Annotated in this window: 13 protein-coding genes; 10 read left to right on the top strand and 3 right to left on the bottom strand. The window is 59.5% G+C overall.

Annotated features, from left to right (window positions below; translation table 11 throughout):
• Positions 1-156 precede the first annotated feature (156 nt).
• Together AC1RUK_RS05090 and AC1RUK_RS05085 are read right to left on the bottom strand one after the other, a co-directional pair.
• The gene (locus AC1RUK_RS05090) at positions 157-1899 is read right to left on the bottom strand and encodes a putative bifunctional diguanylate cyclase/phosphodiesterase (protein ID WP_481836522.1); all 1743 of its coding nucleotides are present in this window, start codon (positions 1897-1899) and stop codon (positions 157-159) included.
• 326 nt (positions 1900-2225) lie between these two features.
• Positions 2226-3368, bottom strand: a complete 1143-nt coding sequence (locus AC1RUK_RS05085; protein ID WP_481836523.1) for a helix-turn-helix domain-containing protein — start codon at positions 3366-3368, stop codon at positions 2226-2228.
• Positions 3369-3599: 231 nt separating this feature from the next.
• Here AC1RUK_RS05085 and AC1RUK_RS05080 point away from each other — a divergent pair, with 231 nt between their 5' ends.
• The 8 genes from AC1RUK_RS05080 (at position 3600) to AC1RUK_RS05045 (ending at position 14336) form a co-directional block, all read left to right on the top strand.
• Entirely contained in the window at positions 3600-3902 is a 303-nt protein-coding gene (locus tag AC1RUK_RS05080) for a hypothetical protein (protein ID WP_481836524.1), read from the top strand.
• Positions 3903-4981: 1079 nt separating this feature from the next.
• A complete protein-coding gene (locus AC1RUK_RS05075) occupies positions 4982-8110 on the top strand; it encodes an ATP-binding protein (RefSeq protein WP_481836525.1) in 3129 nt (1042 codons plus the stop codon).
• Positions 8111-8132: 22 nt separating this feature from the next.
• A complete protein-coding gene (locus tag AC1RUK_RS05070) occupies positions 8133-9287 on the top strand; it encodes a YcaO-like family protein (protein WP_481840195.1) in 1155 nt (384 codons plus the stop codon).
• A gap of 5 nt (positions 9288-9292) precedes the next feature.
• Entirely contained in the window at positions 9293-10015 is a 723-nt protein-coding gene (locus AC1RUK_RS05065) for a TfuA-like protein (protein ID WP_481836527.1), read from the top strand.
• A gap of 79 nt (positions 10016-10094) precedes the next feature.
• On the top strand, positions 10095-11276 hold the full coding sequence (locus AC1RUK_RS05060; protein WP_481836528.1) for a gluzincin family metallopeptidase: 1182 nt from the start codon (positions 10095-10097) through the stop codon (positions 11274-11276).
• A 32-nt stretch (positions 11277-11308) separates the two neighbouring features.
• A complete protein-coding gene (locus tag AC1RUK_RS05055) occupies positions 11309-11980 on the top strand; it encodes a hypothetical protein (RefSeq protein WP_481836529.1) in 672 nt (223 codons plus the stop codon).
• Positions 11981-12429: 449 nt separating this feature from the next.
• Entirely contained in the window at positions 12430-12759 is a 330-nt protein-coding gene (locus AC1RUK_RS05050; protein WP_481836530.1) for a hypothetical protein, read from the top strand.
• A gap of 209 nt (positions 12760-12968) precedes the next feature.
• A complete protein-coding gene (locus AC1RUK_RS05045) occupies positions 12969-14336 on the top strand; it encodes an aminomethyl transferase family protein (protein ID WP_481836531.1) in 1368 nt (455 codons plus the stop codon).
• A 247-nt stretch (positions 14337-14583) separates the two neighbouring features.
• Here AC1RUK_RS05045 and AC1RUK_RS05040 read toward each other — a convergent pair whose 3' ends face one another.
• Positions 14584-15510 (bottom strand): ABC transporter substrate-binding protein, encoded by a 927-nt coding sequence (locus AC1RUK_RS05040; protein WP_481836532.1) that lies wholly within the window; start codon positions 15508-15510, stop codon positions 14584-14586.
• Between the two features lie 264 nt (positions 15511-15774).
• Here AC1RUK_RS05040 and AC1RUK_RS05035 point away from each other — a divergent pair, with 264 nt between their 5' ends.
• The gene (locus AC1RUK_RS05035) at positions 15775-16635 is read left to right on the top strand and encodes a hypothetical protein (RefSeq protein ID WP_481836533.1); all 861 of its coding nucleotides are present in this window, start codon (positions 15775-15777) and stop codon (positions 16633-16635) included.
• 47 nt (positions 16636-16682) lie between these two features.
• Positions 16683-17270 (top strand): YceI family protein, encoded by a 588-nt coding sequence (locus AC1RUK_RS05030; protein WP_481836534.1) that lies wholly within the window; start codon positions 16683-16685, stop codon positions 17268-17270.
• Positions 17271-17296: the final 26 nt, after the last annotated feature.

Genomic DNA, 17296 nt, shown 5'->3' with positions numbered 1-17296 from the left:
CACCGCGCCCCGTTATGAGTCAGTCTCGCATCGACTCGAAGAATTGCGCGGTATCTGCCTCGATCGTTTCCACAATCTCCACTTCACCGTTAACAAAGGGTGCAAGGGGTGCATTGATATTCATGACGCCGGCCTGGACCTCAATCTGAACACACCCTAGACCGCCCGATTTGTTCCCTCCATCGCTCGTACCACCCTCAGCGGGGACCGCCTGATGAAATCGCTGGTTGCCTCGGCTCCGAGCGGGCGTCCCAGGAAATTCCCTTGCAGGCAATCGCAATTCTCCTTGATCAGCCACCGTGCCTGTGCCGACGTCTCGACCCCTTCGGCGGTAACGCTTATTCCCAGGCCGTGCGCCAGATTCATGATCGATCGCACGATGGTCTGGCTTTTGAGATCGGTCTCCAGGTCCGCGATGAAGTATCGATCGATCTTCAACGTGTCGAAAGGAAAGTTCTTAAGGTAGCTCAACGATGAATAGTATGTTCCAAAATCGTCGAGCGATATTCGTATCCCCAAGACGTTCAGGGTATTTAACGTGTCGATATTGTCGATCGTCTTCTCAAGAAGAACCGTCTCGGTTATCTCGAGTTCAAGTCGGTCTGCTCGGATTCCAACTGCGTCGATGACCTGAGCGACCGTGTCCGTCAGCGAACCGCTAAGGAACTGAGCCGGCGACAGGTTCACCGCGACCGTCAGCGAGGAGGGCCACGTCAATGCCTCGCGACAGGCTTGCTCGAGCACCCATCGTCCAATCTCGTCCATCAGACCGTCGGCTTCGGCGATCGGTATGAACACGCTGGGCGGAATGATTCCGATCTCCGGGTGCCGCCACCGCAGCAGCGCTTCGAAACCGATCACCGACGAGGGAGGCCGAATGAGCGGCTGATACTCCAGATAAAGCTCGCCCCGCTCCAGCGCGGTTCGAAGGCTGCGCCTCAGATTCTCGCGTTGCTCGAGCAAGAGCAGCATCGAACGGTTGAACGTTCGAGCGCAACCGCGCCCATCCGTCTTGGCTGCGTAAAGTGCAATGTCAGCAGCTTTCATCAGCTGCTCGCCATCGGTCCCGTGCTCCGGCCCGAAAGCAATTCCGATACTCGAGCCGACAAAGACGGCAATGCCGTTGATGACGAACGGCTCCTTGAACGCGTCGACCAGCGATCCGGCGAGGCGCTCAGCTTCCGCGGGCTGATCCTTTCCCAATTGGATGACAGCGAACTCATCGCCGGCATACCGATACGCGGATTCGCCGTCCTGCAGCGCGTCGCGGATTCGACCTGCCGCGAGTTGAAGAAGCGTATCGCCTGCTCCATGGCCGAGCGTGTCGTTGACCGCTTTGAAATCATCAAGGTCGATTTGCAGCAAGGCGGCTTTCGGTTTTGGTCCGCCGATGGCCTCCAGTGCCTGCTGCAGCCGCTCGCCGAATCTCCGCCGATTCTGCAGGCCGGTCAGCACGTCGTGCGTCGCCTGGTGGAGCAGAATTACGTGCTCCTGCTCCTCTGCCGCGCTCCGCCCGCCGTGCTCCCTTGATTCGATGATTCCCACACCATTTGCAGTAGCGAAGACGAAAGCGGTCCGTGGCGCTTGGCCAGATGATCGCGGCAAATCGATGCTGGCTGGAGAGCCGCCGTGGAGCACACGAAGAAATTCGTCGCGATGCCTCGCATCGAGGAAGCTCGGGTAGATCTCCCAAACGGCGGCGCCCGGCGCCACCACGCCTCCGTACACGCCTTTGAGCCTGGTTGCGTAGTGCGTCAGGTTGAAGTCGCGGTCATAGAACGACAAAAGTTCGGTCGTGTTCGCCAAAAGGGCAGCGAGAAGCGCTTCGCCGGCACTTGGAACATTGCTCGGGGAAGGCCCCTCACTCACCGTGCCGACGCCTGATGCCTCTGGATGCAAGAGCCACCTCCATAGGCGGTGCAAATCCGCGTCCCCCAGTCAAGAAATAGCATAACTATCAAGCTTGGCAAACTTTCAACTCGCAGTCTTAACAAGCGCCGCATGCGGCCTAGTTGCAATGTATGCTGCGCTGCAATTGACGGCAAATTATCAATAACGATGAACAGTCGCAATTCGTTAACAAATCGGGAATTGGCGGGAACTAGCCATATGATTGATACCCCGCGGTGGACGCGACACGAAATATTGTGGTCCATGAGCGGCGTGGCCTTCCCCGCGCCGGCAAGCCTGTTTTGAGCCCCGCCCCAAGATCGCCGATCCTGTATTCAGTTTCCGAGCGCTTTGAGCCAACCTTCAAAGGAAGAGGCCTTCTCGTGTCCGGCAAGCGAAACAGAGTTGGCGGGGCGCGGCAACACCACAGCAGTGCGGCCTTCGCGGGGGCTGTAACCGAATTCCTTGCTGAATGCCCGGCTGAAATTAGCCGCAGAACTAAACCCGAAGGCTTCAGCAATTTCAACGATGCGCCGGCTGTCCGCCGGATCGCTAAGCGCAATATGGGCTGCGAGAAGGCGGCGACTTTGTATGTAATGGAGAACACCACCGCTCGGTTCGAACAACTGATAGAGACGGGAGCGTGATACGCCGAGCGCCCGGCACATTGTATCCGGTGTCAGATGAGCCGCATCCAGATTGTTTTGGACGTATCGACGCGCTCGCTCCATCAGCGCGACACTCGTCAATTGTTCGGCGGCCGCAACATGTTCCGCCGGAGGCGTGAGACAGGCAATGATCATGCTGCGTGTTGCGTGTACGATGCGAGGCAGATCTTCGGCCGTGAGACCGCGCAGTCTTGCTTCGATGCTGTTGATGTAGTCAACCAAGAGGTTGGCAAAGTTGCCGGACAGAATTGAATTGTTCTTTGCGTCGAGGGTTGCCGCCGCATCAGAGAACAAATCACGCGGTAGATAGAGAAAGAGACTTTCGGAGTCCGTCGTCCTCCCGCGAAACGGATAGCCAAGCGACCTGATCTCCAATTTTCCCGGCTGGCCTTCTGCAACGCGGCGATCGACCTCCGTCCACGACCGACCAGTGCGTGGCAAGACGATACACCAGTGATCGATCGAGCTGGACCGAAGCTTGGCGGCAGAACGGATGTAACTATGTGCCGGAGCGTGCTGTTGGACGATCAGCATACCACCGAGGTTCCAAGCCGTGTGGTCGGCGGGAAAGCCACCGTCCAGCGATCTGTCATCCGGCAACCTGACCTCGACAAGCGGCGCCATATGCGCTTGCCAAGCGGCGAATTGATCCTCTGGCGCCAGTTCGAGCGTTGAAAAGGGCAGAGGTTCGAGCGCCGGCGCGAGTAACGGAGCAGCCTCATTGTGAGGTTGAGCTTCACGGGGCCAACGACGTCGATCACGCTCCAGCGCCTGCTTCGCAGAGGTCTTGCCTTGCCTTTTAGCGTCCATCGCGTGGTGCCATATCCGAATTGGCTATGCCCATGCCCCTCTCAATCATGTGGTGTAACTCAGGCATCTGGCAAGACTGGTGGACTCGAGTCGACTGAAACGGCGATCACGCTGGATTACGGTAAGAAATGCATTCCGAGATAAGTTTCTGGATGCGAAGCCAACGACACTCTTCAACCTGGCGCGTATAGAATCGGGCATCGTGAAATATTAGTTGAGGAAGCCACCGAAATGACCACAAAGCTCAACAGCGAAGCTCGTCGCAGGATAATTCTTGACGGATACGGTAACAACGAACCGTTGAAAGATATTGCGGCAAAGATCGGATGCTCACTGGCGAGTTTGAAAGTCACCGCTAGTAAAATCGGTTGCACTCGAACTCCGAAAGAGGCGGCGGAATTTCGGCGCGGCTTTCATGTCCCGGAACACAAACGGCAAGATTATTACCAGCTTATGGTTGCCGGACAGTATAAAGCTCATGAGTGTGCACTTATTTTGGGATTAATAACAGAGCAGTCATCAGGAAACAAGTGAACTGATTCCAATACATTGCGGGCGATATTGTCACTTAAGCAGCCCATCGCTTCAGCGGTTCATCAGCAAGAAAGCCCGCGGCAAGCACGGGTAGCGGGCCCTGAAAGGTTCGCATAGATGCTTCGTCGGCGTTTCAATCGCACCTGTCTCAGCCCTCACGATCTGGCTATTTGCGAACGCGTGTTCGATCAGGTCTGCACGGATGAGCATCTCGACCCTTTGGACCCGGACACCGAAATCTTGGCGGTGACTGTTGTGGCCATTTTTCGAAATGCTCACACAAGCGAGCGCGAACTGCTGGAGGCGGTCAGGTCTCTTCGGCAAAGGGTCGCGGCAACCGGGCATTAGTGCATGTCGCCCAAAAGTGCGCAGCAGTTCTGGTACAACGACATGAAGCAACAACCTAAGGCGCGTCGCATGTATCCGTTCAGTCACGACACGCGTTAGCCAAGGTACGGTCTTGAAAACCGGTTTCGGAGCAAGGTCACCGTGGGTTCCTCCACCGATCGAGATTCGTACCGCCGCTTGCTTCGTAGGTTCTTAGGCGCAAGCGGACCTATTGGCTGTCGTGTTTTGGGGTCAAAAACCGCCCCTGACCGAGTGTCAGGGACGCGACCCTTTTGCAGACGCTGAGCGCTCGGTCTGACCACGCCTGCCTAAGTGTCAAACCATCCCATTCGTACGCGCGCTCTTCAGGCTGCTGCCCAGGCATCAATGCGCGCTGCGTGAGCCTCCAGGCAGGTCGGGAATTATGCACCTGGTTGATCGACGTTTTAGCCAGCCAAGCAAGATTGCAACCTTCGTGCTACATATTCACGCAATCTGTAGTGCGAAGGAGTCAAATGCCCACTCCACGTGGCTGAGCTGCACGAACTGCGAGAGACTCATCCTGCTTTCGGCATTCTCGTGAGATTAGGCGGTCAGGGAGCGTGACGCACATCGTCCGAAGTATCGCTTATGATGAGATGAGGGTCGTCCGAGCGCTCTGGTGAATATTAGCGCATTTGATAGTATCGCTCCCACTCCGCCAGCCAAGGCACTGTAGCATGTCGGACAAGCGTCCATTGGAGCCTCCAATCGTGGCCCTTGCCAAGGGCGTTCTGAGCAAGGACGACAGTAGTGCGTCCGACGTTCGCAGCGAGCGGCGTGTTATGACAGCTCTCTGTTATGATCTGGTCGGATCAACCGACCTGCTCGCAGTTCTGGATATCGAGGACTATGAAGAACTGATGTCGGCCTTTCGGCGTGAGGCAAGACAGGCAATCTCATCGTACTCGGGCGTTATCGTGAGCGAGGCCGGCGACGGCGGTGTCGCACTTTTTCCAGCAGAGATGGAGGCAAAGGACGCGGCTTCGCAAGCGATCCGGGCAGGACGCGAAATCATTGAAGCGTGCAAGCGGGTCGGGCTGGAGAAAGACCATACGGACCTACATGTTCGGGTCGGGATTGCTACATCCATGACCCTCGTTCACGGGGACGGCGGTGACCCGGCGCATGCCAGCGTCACGGGCCCTGCTTTGGCCATGGCGACGCGGCTCCAGGCTATGGCTCAGCCGGATGCAATATTGGTGTCCGACGAGACCCGAAATCTGGCGCGGCGGTCCCACGTTTTCAGTTTTCGTGGCACTCACGTTATTAAGGGTTTCGCGGAGCCGGAGCGGACTTGGCGTGCCTTTAGCCACAAGCGGGACGTTGACCGCTTCTTCGCCTTCGGGCGCTTGAACAATACGTTTATAGGCCGTGGGGACGAACTGGCCACCATCGCCGCATGTTGGCATGATGCCGTCGCCGGCAAGGGCGGCGTCATTTTAGTTCAGGGTGAGGCCGGTATCGGCAAGTCCCGCCTGCTTTATGAAGTCCGCAAGAGGACACGCTTTCAGCGGGCAAAACTGCTGCTTTTTCAATGTCAGCCCGGCGGCTCCCACTCGGCCCTTTATCCTCTGCTGCAAAATGTTCGGAGTGACCTGGCTGGCAAAGAGGGTCGGCTGGAGACTTCAGACGTAGCGGAGGTCTTCGCAAATCAAAGCGTTCACGATGACGAAGTTGTCGACATCTTCTCGTTTCTGCTTGGGGCTGAAGGATCGAATCCAGCTCTGAAGGAGGCTGATCTCAAGGTCATCCGGGAGAAAGCCACCTGGGCGGTTCGCAGAAGCATCGAAGCCATATGCGAAAGCGGACCACTCATCCTGGTAGTCGAAGACATACATTGGATCGACCTCACGTCGAGGCAATTGCTGGCGGAACTTGCACTCTTCATTCATCGGGTGCCCGTGCTTCTCATAATGACTGCGCGACCTGGATCTGAGACCTATTCAGAGTTCCGGGACTTGCCGCATATTACTCTGAAGCCGCTCGATCGCGAGGAAACGCGACAGGCAATCATGGCAATGCGGCCGGAAATCGGGTCAGCCGCGCATTCGGAACTCATTGGCATGGTGGAGGAGGTAACCGGGGGCGTGCCTCTTTTCATCGAGGAAATCTGCCAATGGAACGCCGAGAATGCGGCCTCCATAACGGATCGCCTTGCGCCAGCCGGCTCATCAAGCCGAATATCGGTGTTTGAAGGCATCCTTGAAGCCAGGCTGGAAGCCTTGGGCCCTGCAAAGGATGTGGCACGAGCGGCCGCCGTCGCCGGCAATCGTTTCAATCTGGAATTGCTCCGGAAGCTGTTGCCGGAATACAGTGACGAAACGATCGGGAATGCACTGGACACCCTCATCGAGGGGGGATTCCTGATCCGGGTCAGGCCTTCCGGCGAGCCCGACTATGGATTTCGTCATGCCCTGATCGGGGAGACAATCTACAATGCATTGCTGCGGCGGAGACGGCGGGCCCTCCATCAGTCGCTTTTCTCCGCTGTCGCCCGCGACCGAAATCTGGCCCCGTGGCTGGGTACGGCTGAATTGGCAGAACATGCTGAACGCGCTGGCCTTATCGAGGAAGCGATCGATCAGTTTGTGATCGCAGGCACGGAAAGCTCGTCCCGCTCGGCAATGGCGGAAGCAAGGCAGATACTCGAACATGCTTTGGGGCTCTGCGAGCGGGTTGCCGCGACCGACACGCGAGACGCGCTGCGGCTATCGGCAATGGTCGTGCTCGGTCCCATCCTGACCGCTGTCGAGGGGCCGAACTCGGCGCCCGCCCGCAAATTATACGAGGACGGCGTGGTGATCGCCCGGCGGCGGCCGGTAGCCGAACGGGCCAGGTGGTTCCCGATCTACTGGGGCTGGTGGTTCACCGATACCGTCATGGACGGCGAGCGCGCGGAAGTCGTGCTCAGCGATCTCAGGGATGTCGAGGATGCCGAAGTGCAACTCCAGGCCAGGCATTGCGTGTGGGCCATCGACTTCAATCTTGGCCGTCACGACCACTGCATCGCGGCCGTCGACGTCGGGCTTTCGCTCTATGAGCACGGCCAGGGCAAAGCGAATGCTGCGTTGTTCGGCGGGCATGACGCGAGGGTCTGCGGGCTCGCTCACCGCGCCTTGTCCTTGTGGTTCGTCGGAAAGCCGGCAAGCGCGATCCATTCGATGTCGGAAGCCAGGAGCTGGGCGCAGCAAACCGGACATGCCGGCAGCATCGCGCATGCCTACCTCAACGAGGCGATGCTGCATTGCTATCGCCGCGATTTTTCGGCGCTGCGAAGCGTGATAGCGGATCTGCGCCACTTGACGGAGCGCCATCATATGCCCGCCCTCGCCGCCGCAGCGCAAATCTTCGAAGGCTGGTGCGACGGCAACGCCGGCCAGGTCGAGAGCGGCAGGGAAAAAATGCGGCAAGGTCTTGGCCTCCATGGCGAGTTCCAGACACCCGAGGACGAACCGGTCTATTGCGGCATGCTGGCAGAGCTTTTGACACGAACTGCCGAGGTCGATGAGGCGCTCGCGCTGCTGGGCTCGGCTACGGCGCAGGCCGAGGCCGGCGGCAGCCGCTTCTGGCTGGCAGAGCTCTACCGGCGAAGGGCGGAGCTACTTCTTCTCCAGGGCGACGCGGAGGCGGACGTGATCGCTGCCCTCGAAAAGAGCATCGCCATAGCCGCGGAGCAAAGCGCGGTGCCTTTCCTCGTCAGTGCATACGAGACCCTTCAATCATCAGGCCTGTCACCTGAACTGTCGTCGCGCTATCGCGACCGGGTCGAACGTGCGAAATCCGCTCTCGAGCCGGGCGCCGCACTGATCGTCAATCCCGAACCGGCCGTTCGGCACTAGCCGGCCTGCAAGAGCATCCGCGATGCTGGAGCGATATGAACGCCTGGGTCCGCCGCCCGACGAGGCGCTGGCGCGGCTGATGAAGATGCGCGAAGCCTTGGGCATCACGCGGATCGCAGACATTACCGGGCTCGACCAGCTCGGCATCCCCGTCGTGCAGGTGACAAGGCCTTTCTCGCTCTCCAACGCGGTCGCGCAAGGCAAGGGCGCCACCCTGGCGCAAGCCGCCATATCGGCCATGCTGGAATTGGCTGAGAGCTTCTTTGCAGAGCAGGTGGCGAATTTCGACACAGTCGTCGGCTGCGCCGATCAATTGGGCATCCCGCCCGATCGTTTCGAAAGCCATCTCCAGGACGGCACCGCGCCCGGATGGCGCGGCAGGGAGACGGCGTGGGTAGCCACCGACAATCTTCTCACCGGCAGCCGCGACCTGGTCCCGTTCGAGCTCGTGCACACCGCATATGTGCTGCCGTCACTGCCCCACGACGGCATTTTCGCGGCATCGACGAGCGGTCTGGCCGCAGGCTTCGAGGAGCCGCATGCCATCGTTCATGGCATGCTCGAATGCATCGAACGCGACGCGATCGCCACGGCATACCGGACCCACGGTTTTTTTCACCGTCAACGCATCGATCCCGAGACGATCGATGATCCGTCGCTCCGCGATCTCCTGGAGACTTTGGCGGCCAAAAACGTGCTGGTCGGCCTTTGGCAAGCTCTGTCGCCGTTGGGCATACCGGTGGTGTGGTGCCATCTGCTGGAAGACGAACCGACGGAAACGGTCCTTCTGGATCATCCGGCTGATGGTTCGGCTGCCGGTTTCAGTCCCGCCGGCGCGGCGGCGCACGCCATCTACGAAGCGGCCCAGGCCCGTCTGGCGGCGATCTCGGGCGCGCGCGATGACCTGACGCGCGCGTTCTATCCGAAATACCCCGATCGGCAGATGATCGCAGCGCATCGCCGGCTCCTCCGCGACGGCCCGCGCAGCGTGGATTTCCGTGCGCTCGCCGAGCAGAAGTTCAACACGGCGTCGGACCGGCTGTCGGTCCTCCTGGCAATTCTCGAAGAGAGAGGGTTCGATGCAGTTCACCTGGTCCGGGTGATAACGAAACCGCTCGACGCCCTGTCGGTTGTCAGGATCGTCATCCCTGCCTTGCAGCCGCTCTTGCAGGGATAGAGACCATGCGCCCGAAACTAGTCTTCACCGGCCCTACCCTGTCCCATGCCGACGCGCTGAAGGTCGTCGATGCGGTCTGCCTTCCCCCGGCCGTGCAAGGCTCGATCGTTTCGGCCGTGCAGCTTTTCGACCCGAGTGCGATCCTCATCATCGACGGCGGCTTTCAGGCCGAGCCCGCGGTTCGGCACAAGGAAATCCTGTGGGCCCTCAGCCGCGGCATTCATGTCGTCGGCGCGGCCAGCATGGGTGCTCTTCGAGCAGCCGAGCTGTTCCCCCATATGCAAGGCGTCGGGCTTATCTACCGATGGTATCGCCGCTTCGCCTTTGCACCCGACGACGCAGTAGCGGTATTGCATGGACCGGCCGAGGTGAATTTCGCTCCCTTGACGCATGCGCTGATTGACCTGCGCCGGACCCTTCGCGCTGCTTGCCGGCGCGGCGTGATTTCACCCGAACAGCAGGCGAGGCTCGAGGGTGCGGCACAGGCCGTCAACTTTCGCGAGCGCACCCTGGCACGCATGGTCCGGGATGCGCACGACGGCAAGGACGACGTCGAGAAATTGTGCAGGGAGCTCGGCGCGGCTTTCGTCCAGCAAAAAAAGCAAGATGCCCTGCGGGCACTCGACCTTCTGCGGGAGCGAGCATTTGAAAAAGCGCAGCCCATGCCGGAATTGCAGCTAACCTCGGCCTTCTCCAAGGATATGGATGATGCGGGGCTGGCGCTGTAGGCCCTGACCTCTTGGCGGCTCACGATTTACGCAACGTAAGCGCCGTGATAGCGTGGTAGCGTGAGAGGGAGCCAAGCAATTGGACGCGGTCGATCGTGTCGTTGCGCAAGATGCGTTGCTGGGAACGCGGTTCCTGGTCTACGCGCAGGTCCCTCACCTTTCGGGTTACGGAACACCCGAAACAGTATGGATTTCTACTCCACCCGATCTGATCCGCTCCGGCCCAGAAGATCACCGCATCTACGTTCGCGATCCGCTCCTGGACAAGGAGCCTTACGACTACCCTTATCTGCCACCGTTTATCGGCGAAATCTTTCCGCCTGCAGAGGCTGGCTTTGACGGCCATTTCGATCAGCTTTCCCTGACCTCGCGGCAGTTCCTTTCTGCGCACGCTTTCGCCTCGGTCAGCCGCGTGCTGGACATCTGGGAAAGCTACCTCGGCAAACCGATTGTCTGGTACTTCGCCGAGACGTACGAGCGGCTCGAAATCATCCCCTTCGTCGACTGGGAGAATGCGCAATCGGGCTATGGCTATCTGGAACTCGGCCGCGAGCGCGGCATCGACGGACGCGACTATCCCTATGCACTCAACTTCGATGTGATCGCACATGAGGTCGGCCACGCCATCTTGTTTTCGCTGTTCGGGACACCAGCCGGCGGCCTGACCCAAGGCGATTTCGGACCGTTCCACGAGGCCAGCTCGGATCTAGTCTCGCTCTTGTCCTTCCTGAATTTCGACAGCGGCATGGACCGGCTGCTGCGGCACTGCGATGGCAACCTGCTTGTTTTCAATGAATTGAACCGGATTGCCGAGCTGACTGGCGATCGGCAGATCCGCCTCGCCAGCAACGCACGCCGCATGTCGGAGGTGACGGCGGAAATCCATGACAGGTCACGGCCGTTCACGGGGGCTGTGTTCGACACGATCGTCGACGTCTACCACGCGGCACTGGTGCACGAGGGGTTGGCCGACGAGCGGCTGCTGGGGATCGATATCAAGGATGTCGACCAGTCCGACATGCAGCGCATCTCGGATTTCACGTCCCGCGCCTTTCGCACTCGGCCCTTCATGTTCAAGAGCATGCTGATCAGAGCAAGGGACGAGGTGGCTCTCGCCCTTGCACAGGCGTGGCCACGCCTCGATGCGGATGACCTGTCGTTCGAAAAGGCCGCGGTGATGGTGGTGGACGTCAGCGACAGGGTCGCGCCGATGCTCGCGGAAAAATTCGATGAGAACTTCAGCTGGCGGGAGATCTTGTGAGCTGAACGACGTACCAAAAAGGAGCGAGGAAAATGAGCGACGATTATCGCAGGCCAACCTACACTACGCGCGATCCCCACAGTGCATTCAATGCCACGCAAGTACGCTTGTATGGAATACCGGGCTTGCCGCGATTGAAAACAACAAATGATATAGCAGATATAAATACTGCAATCATAAACAATAAATTTGCTCTTGTTGGCGCGAGAATCGGAATTGATCCCCCTGCTAGCATTGATCCCCCTGCAAGCGATGACACGATGACATTTCTGAAAAATATATTTGCTAGCAATAAAACCAATAGTTCATACGTTTTTGTCAATTCGATAATAGCCAACTACATGGTCATGATCGGCGCAATCGACGTCATGCCATCAGAGCCCAAGACGGAATTCACCTCCGGGGTGATATTCGGTTACGCATATGAAGGGCACACGTATGATTTGCCAAAACCCAAGATCATGCTGATACCAGCAGCTCCGGAACCAATGATTCCCGACGATGACTCCGGATATGACGAGAAGCGGCTAGAGGGCTACGCGGTCTGGATCGTGGACAAGCTCAACCAATGCGTCGAATTCGAAATGAACCAGGGGTTCGTCGAGCAGATCGTCCTCGAGGCGAACCTTCCAGGCAAGCGCTCACCGACGATGTACGCATCCAAGATGACGATGGGACACCGTGGCGGAAAGCTGAACGACTAGAGCATTCTGTGATGTGACGGAATCGTGAGGATTCCCAAAACCCGCCCATTGGCACGTCGTTGCCGCCGATCACCGCACGCACTGCAGGGAGGTCTTTCGAAGCCAGAATTCTTGAGTTAGGGTCTGCGTCCAGTGCTTTTGACGAGAAGGAGAAATTGACGGACAAAGGCCCAACCAGTTTCACTGGAACGCTATGGCATTGGCAGAGATCGATGCATCTACTTGTGAAGAAGTAGATGCAAATGGTTGACATTTAATACTATGGTGGGCCCGGAGGACGTCGCATTTCCTTTTGATTTTATTGCCTTTTTCGTGGGCCAGAATCAGAAATTTTCCCGCATCGTTCTGTATGGTTCCGCGCTTGGTTAGGCTGGTCGGCCGGAGACGATACGCTCAGATCGAGCCGGGTACAGCTGTCGCTCTGACTGCGGCGCTTCGGGGTTGATTCAATGACCCAAGCGCTCATCTGGATGAAGGACGACAGGTCGACAGACAGGCTCTATGTCGGCAAGTTTTTGAAGCATCCCGACTTGGCCTCACAAGGAATGGCACTGTTTTTCGTTGGTCCAGTTCAAGACTTCCAGACAATCAATCGTGCGCCATTCTTCAGCCAGCCGAACCCCTATGTGGACGGGATCGAGGCCCGCGGCGCGGCCAACATTCGGCAAGCGAACCACATTGACATTCTGATTGGTTTTTGGATACCTTGTAGCATCTTAGTGAGTTTCCAAGTTCTGGATTCTGTCCCCGCACCCCCACGACCGGACCCAGCAGCTTAGTCGACGCTCGTTTGGGAGGATATCTTGGCTTTCCGCACGGCCTCTCACCGCGCGAAGCGAGCGCCATGCCGGCGCCGCGGCGGATGGTTGCGCTGGAAGATGCCCGCGCAGAGGGGGGCGCTGCATTGTTCTGAGGCGAACATGCTGAAGCCCACGCCAGCGTTCGGGGCAGCCAGGTGACATGACAGAGACAAATGGAGGAGACCAATATGGCAACGACGAATGAGGCACCGAAGAGCCTTGAGAGCATCCTGAAAACGGCGGGAGGACCGGTAAACCTGCTGCGCGGCTCAAACCTCGGCCCTTACCGCTTTCCCGTCATTCCGCCGGAGTTCACGAACTGGCGCGACGAAGTGCGCGCGTGGAAGGATGGCTGCGCGCTGCTCGAGCAGTCCTACCACATGACCGAACTGCAACTGCGCGGATCGCAGGTCATCCCCTTCCTCTCGGAGATCGCGGTCAACAAGTTCGACCCGTTTCCGGTCCTGCGCGCCAAACAGCTCGTGCTGGCCGGCCATGACGGATACTACATCGCCGACGCCATCATTTTCCGGGAAGCTGACGACTTCTTCCGCATCGTCGGCGCTCCCTTCGCAAGCGACTGGGTGCTCTACAACGCCGAAATGAGCAACTACGACGTCGAGGCGAAAAAGGACGACAATTTTTCGATCCGCTCTGGCACCCGCGAGGTGTTCCGTGTCCAGATCCAGGGGCCGAACGCCCTCGTGCTGATGCGCGACGTGACGGGCGGCAGCCTGCCGGAGATCAAGTTCTTCAACATCGGTGAGTTCAAGATCGCGGGGAAACCCGTCCGGGCCCTGCGGCACGGCATGGCCGGCGAACCCGGCTTCGAGATCTACGGAGCCTGGGACGACCAGCAGGCGGTGCGCGAGGCGCTGGAGAAGACTGGGGAGAAGTACGGCTTGCGCAAGATCGGCGCGCTCGCTTACTCGACCACCGCACAGGAGTCCGGCTGGGTGCCGATGCCGCTGCCGGCCATCTATCACGGCGACGACATGAAGCCCTACCGCGAGTGGCTGAGCAACTACTTCCTGGAGTCGGTCGCCTCGCTCGGCGGCAGTTTCGTGTCGGACGACATTACGGACTACTACGTCGATCCGATCGAGCTCGGCTACAGCAACGTGATCGACTTTGGTCGCGACTTCATCGGCCGCGACGCCTTGCTTGAGAAGGCGAACAACCAGCGCCGCACGAAGGTGACGCTCGAGTGGAACGACGAGGATGCGGCCGCCGTGATGCAGGACTCCATCTTCCCGGCCAACGGGACCCCTGCCAAGTTCCTCAACATGCCGATGCCCATGTACGCGACATTCCAGGTCGACGCCGTCATGAAGCAGGGCAAGGTGGCAGGCATCTCGACCTGGCCGTCTTTCACCGCAAACGCCAACCGCTTCATCTCGCTGGGGCTTGTCGACCTCGAACATGCACAGCCGGGAACCGAAGTCACACTTGTGTCGCGCCGCAACACGGTGGAGAAGCACCAGGTCCGCGAGATCCGGGCGAAGGTCGCGCCGGCTCCTTACCTCGACAAGGTCATCAAGACCGGCAAGCACTGACACGCTGACCGATGCCGGCACGGCTCGGATCGAGCTGCCGCCCGCTGTTTGCCAGACATGGCCAGACCATCTTGGAATGCGGCCCCGATATCGAGGCCGCAGACGAGACGGCTGTGCTCAGAGGGGACCGCGGAACCGGATGAGAAAGTGTTTCTGATGCTTCGCAGCAGGAACCACCGGGGCACCGCGCGGCCGTCGCCTCGCGGCTGGTCGCGCATGGATCGAGGCTTTCACCGGCCGCCGCCGATCACACGGCGTCCTCCAAATAGCGCCTGTCGAAGACCCCTTCGGCAGCATCGCGCTTCGACTTGTCGAGCAGGTTCGCCCTGACCATCAGGTCGATCGTCGTCTTGAGCGCCTTGTCTGGCACGGCAAGGCCCTGCGGCCACATGCCCATGCCACGCATATATTCCAGGCCTCGTCGCGCCAGGGATTCGCTGTCGGGTGTGGTAATGCGCTGGAAGATCGGCAGGGTGATGCCATGGTTGGCCGCGTCATTCGTGACCGCATGCGCCTCGATCAGCGCCTTGAGGAAGCGGGTCACAAGATCGCGGTTCGCTGCGAGCCAGGATGCCTTGCCGATGACGGCGGTGAAGACGATCTCGGGGATTGCGGCGCAGACTTCCCCGAGCAGATTGTAGCCCTTGTCCTGCGCGAGGAAATTCCATGGCGCGGGCTGCGGAGCGCAGTCGATTTCGCCTGCCTGCAGCGCCTCCCACCGCTTGGTGTGAATGCCGGCCAGGGCAAACTCGTAGTCGCCGGGATAGTGCAGCCCTGCCGCGGCCAGCATGATCTGCGTGTAGATCGCAGTGCCCTCCGTCAGCGAGGAGGTGCCTACCTTCTTGCCCCTCAGTTCGGCAAGCGAGTTGATGCCCGGGCGCGCCACAATGGACATCGGCAGGCGCACTGCGTTGGCCGCGACGATACGCAGCTCTCCTCCCCTGACGAAGTTGGCGACGGCGCCTTCCGGTGGCGTGATCGCCAGGTCCGCTTCACCCTCGAGAACGGCCGTGGTCGCCTTTTCGACGCTGCCCATGCGCTTGTAGACGATCCGCACGCCGTGCTTTGCGAAAAGGCCCTGTTCGTCGGCGACGAAGATAGGAAGCCAGTTGAACCCCTGCGCGCCGCCAGCGAGCCGAAGATCGGCGAGGCCGGCAGGTTCCTGGTCAGTCATGGCGATATCCTCCCTTGAAACTTCCGGCGCAGGCACCGGCCTCTGTCTGGCGAGATGCGGTTCTACGGCCGTGACGCCGTGCATATTGACAGACCCATAACAATTTGAGATACTATCTAGTATCTAAAAAACATACGGTATGTCAACATACCGAACGAGGGAGTCGGCTGATGCAACATCGAGCCGAAGGAGGAAACATGCGCCCCACAAAGTGTGTCGCCGATATCCGCAGTCGACAGTTCGAAGCGCTGCGGAACAGCTGACATGAGCGGCCTGGCGCGATCGCCACAGGAAGCGCTGATCCTGGGCATGGTCACGGCTGGTTTGCTGGCGCTTGTGGCTGCTGGGCTGCTGCGCTGGCTTCGCGCCGGGAGGCTCTGGACGGACCTCCTGGTGCCCGCTTCCTTCCTTGTCGCTTACTGGCTGGCCTACAACAAGGTGCCGTCTTTCCCGCCAGTAGGTGCGGTCAACAAGATCTTCTTCATCGCCGTGATTGGAACGGCGCTCGGTGTCCTGGCCTCCTTGGGCCGTGGCAGGCTGGGTCGCGCGCTTGCCCTTGCTCAGCCAATCGCGTCCGCGGCGTATATAGGAACGGCTCGGCTGCCCGATGCGCTCCTGGAAGTGGTGGCGGCTGCGCTATGGGGCCTGCTGGTGATGTATGGCCTTTCCGGTGGGACGGGTAAGGTCGACGACGAATCCGGCACGAGACGCACCGCCTTGCTCGGCATCGCATGCGTCGGATTCGCGCCGATCGCGCTATTGGGAGCGTCATCCTCAAGCTTCCAGCTCAGCCTGCTTTTTGCAGCCGCCATCGCGGCCATTGTCGCAGCCAATATTTCGAATCCAGATTTCGGATTTCGCTCCACATCCCTCCTTGGAGGAGCAGGCGGCATGATCGCGGTCGCGCAAACCGTCACGCTCATCACGCGCAAGACCGACATGCTGGCGCTGGCCGTGCTCACCTTGGTCTTTGTCACGCCTTTTGTCGTCGATCCGGTCCTGCGCCGGGTCCGCGCCACGAACAATGTCGTCCGAATCGCCGCATTTGTCGGGATGTGCCTGCTGCCTGTCGGCGCAGCCCTGGCGACTGTGATCGCGCGGTACGGCTCAAGCTTCCCGGTATGACCCGGGAGAGAACTGTCGGAACCATCAACAGGGAGGAAATCACAACCATGTCGAAGTTAATGCGTACCACCTTGCTTGCCGCCGCCATCGCCTGGCTGCCGCTGACCGCCGAAAGGGCAGCGGCTGGGACATTCGATATTGATCCCGTGCATTCAGGGATCGCTTTCTTCATCGATCATCTCGGCTTCTCGCAGGTGATCGGAATCGCGAAGGAATTCTCGGGCTCGTTCCAGTTCGACCCTGCCCGCCCGGCGGAAAGCAGCCTCGAGGTTGCGGTGAAAGTTGCCGGCATATCGACGAACAATACCCAGCGGGATAGCGACATCCAGGGCGCGGACTGGTTCAATGCGACAGAGTTCCCGCAGATCACCTTTGTCGGGCACGAATTCAAGGCGGTCGACGCCAAGTCCGGCACGATCGCAGGCGATCTAACGATCGCCGGCGTCACCAAACCCGTCACGCTGGACGTCACCTTCAACAAGGAAGGCGAGAACCCGTGGGACAAGAGCCATGTCGTCGGCTTCAGTGCGCGTACTTCGATCAAACGCAGCGACTTCGGCATGAAGGCCGCGCTTGGAATGATCGGCGACGAGGTGAGCCTCGTGATTCAGGTTGAAGGACGTGCCCACTCGTAATCCGCAGTGACTTCCCGGCAGGCGAC

Source organism: Mesorhizobium monacense, from assembly GCF_056781675.1.
The sequence above is the reverse complement of the archived record's forward strand: the minus strand, read 5'-3'. Positions and strand labels throughout refer to the sequence as shown.

Excerpts from the sequence above, each read along its gene's own strand:
- AC1RUK_RS05045 (WP_481836531.1), top strand. The coding sequence starts at position 12,969 with ATGGCAACGACGAATGAGGCACCGAAGAGCCTTGAGAGCATCCTGAAA.
- AC1RUK_RS05055 (WP_481836529.1), top strand. The coding sequence starts at position 11,309 with ATGAGCGACGATTATCGCAGGCCAACCTACACTACGCGCGATCCCCAC.
- AC1RUK_RS05085 (WP_481836523.1), bottom strand. The coding sequence starts at position 3,368 with ATGGACGCTAAAAGGCAAGGCAAGACCTCTGCGAAGCAGGCGCTGGAG.
- AC1RUK_RS05080 (WP_481836524.1), top strand. The coding sequence starts at position 3,600 with ATGACCACAAAGCTCAACAGCGAAGCTCGTCGCAGGATAATTCTTGAC.
- AC1RUK_RS05040 (WP_481836532.1), bottom strand. The coding sequence starts at position 15,510 with ATGACTGACCAGGAACCTGCCGGCCTCGCCGATCTTCGGCTCGCTGGC.
- AC1RUK_RS05035 (WP_481836533.1), top strand. The coding sequence starts at position 15,775 with ATGAGCGGCCTGGCGCGATCGCCACAGGAAGCGCTGATCCTGGGCATG.
- AC1RUK_RS05030 (WP_481836534.1), top strand. The coding sequence starts at position 16,683 with ATGTCGAAGTTAATGCGTACCACCTTGCTTGCCGCCGCCATCGCCTGG.
- AC1RUK_RS05050 (WP_481836530.1), top strand. The coding sequence starts at position 12,430 with ATGACCCAAGCGCTCATCTGGATGAAGGACGACAGGTCGACAGACAGG.
- AC1RUK_RS05070 (WP_481840195.1), top strand. The coding sequence starts at position 8,133 with ATGCTGGAGCGATATGAACGCCTGGGTCCGCCGCCCGACGAGGCGCTG.
- AC1RUK_RS05065 (WP_481836527.1), top strand. The coding sequence starts at position 9,293 with ATGCGCCCGAAACTAGTCTTCACCGGCCCTACCCTGTCCCATGCCGAC.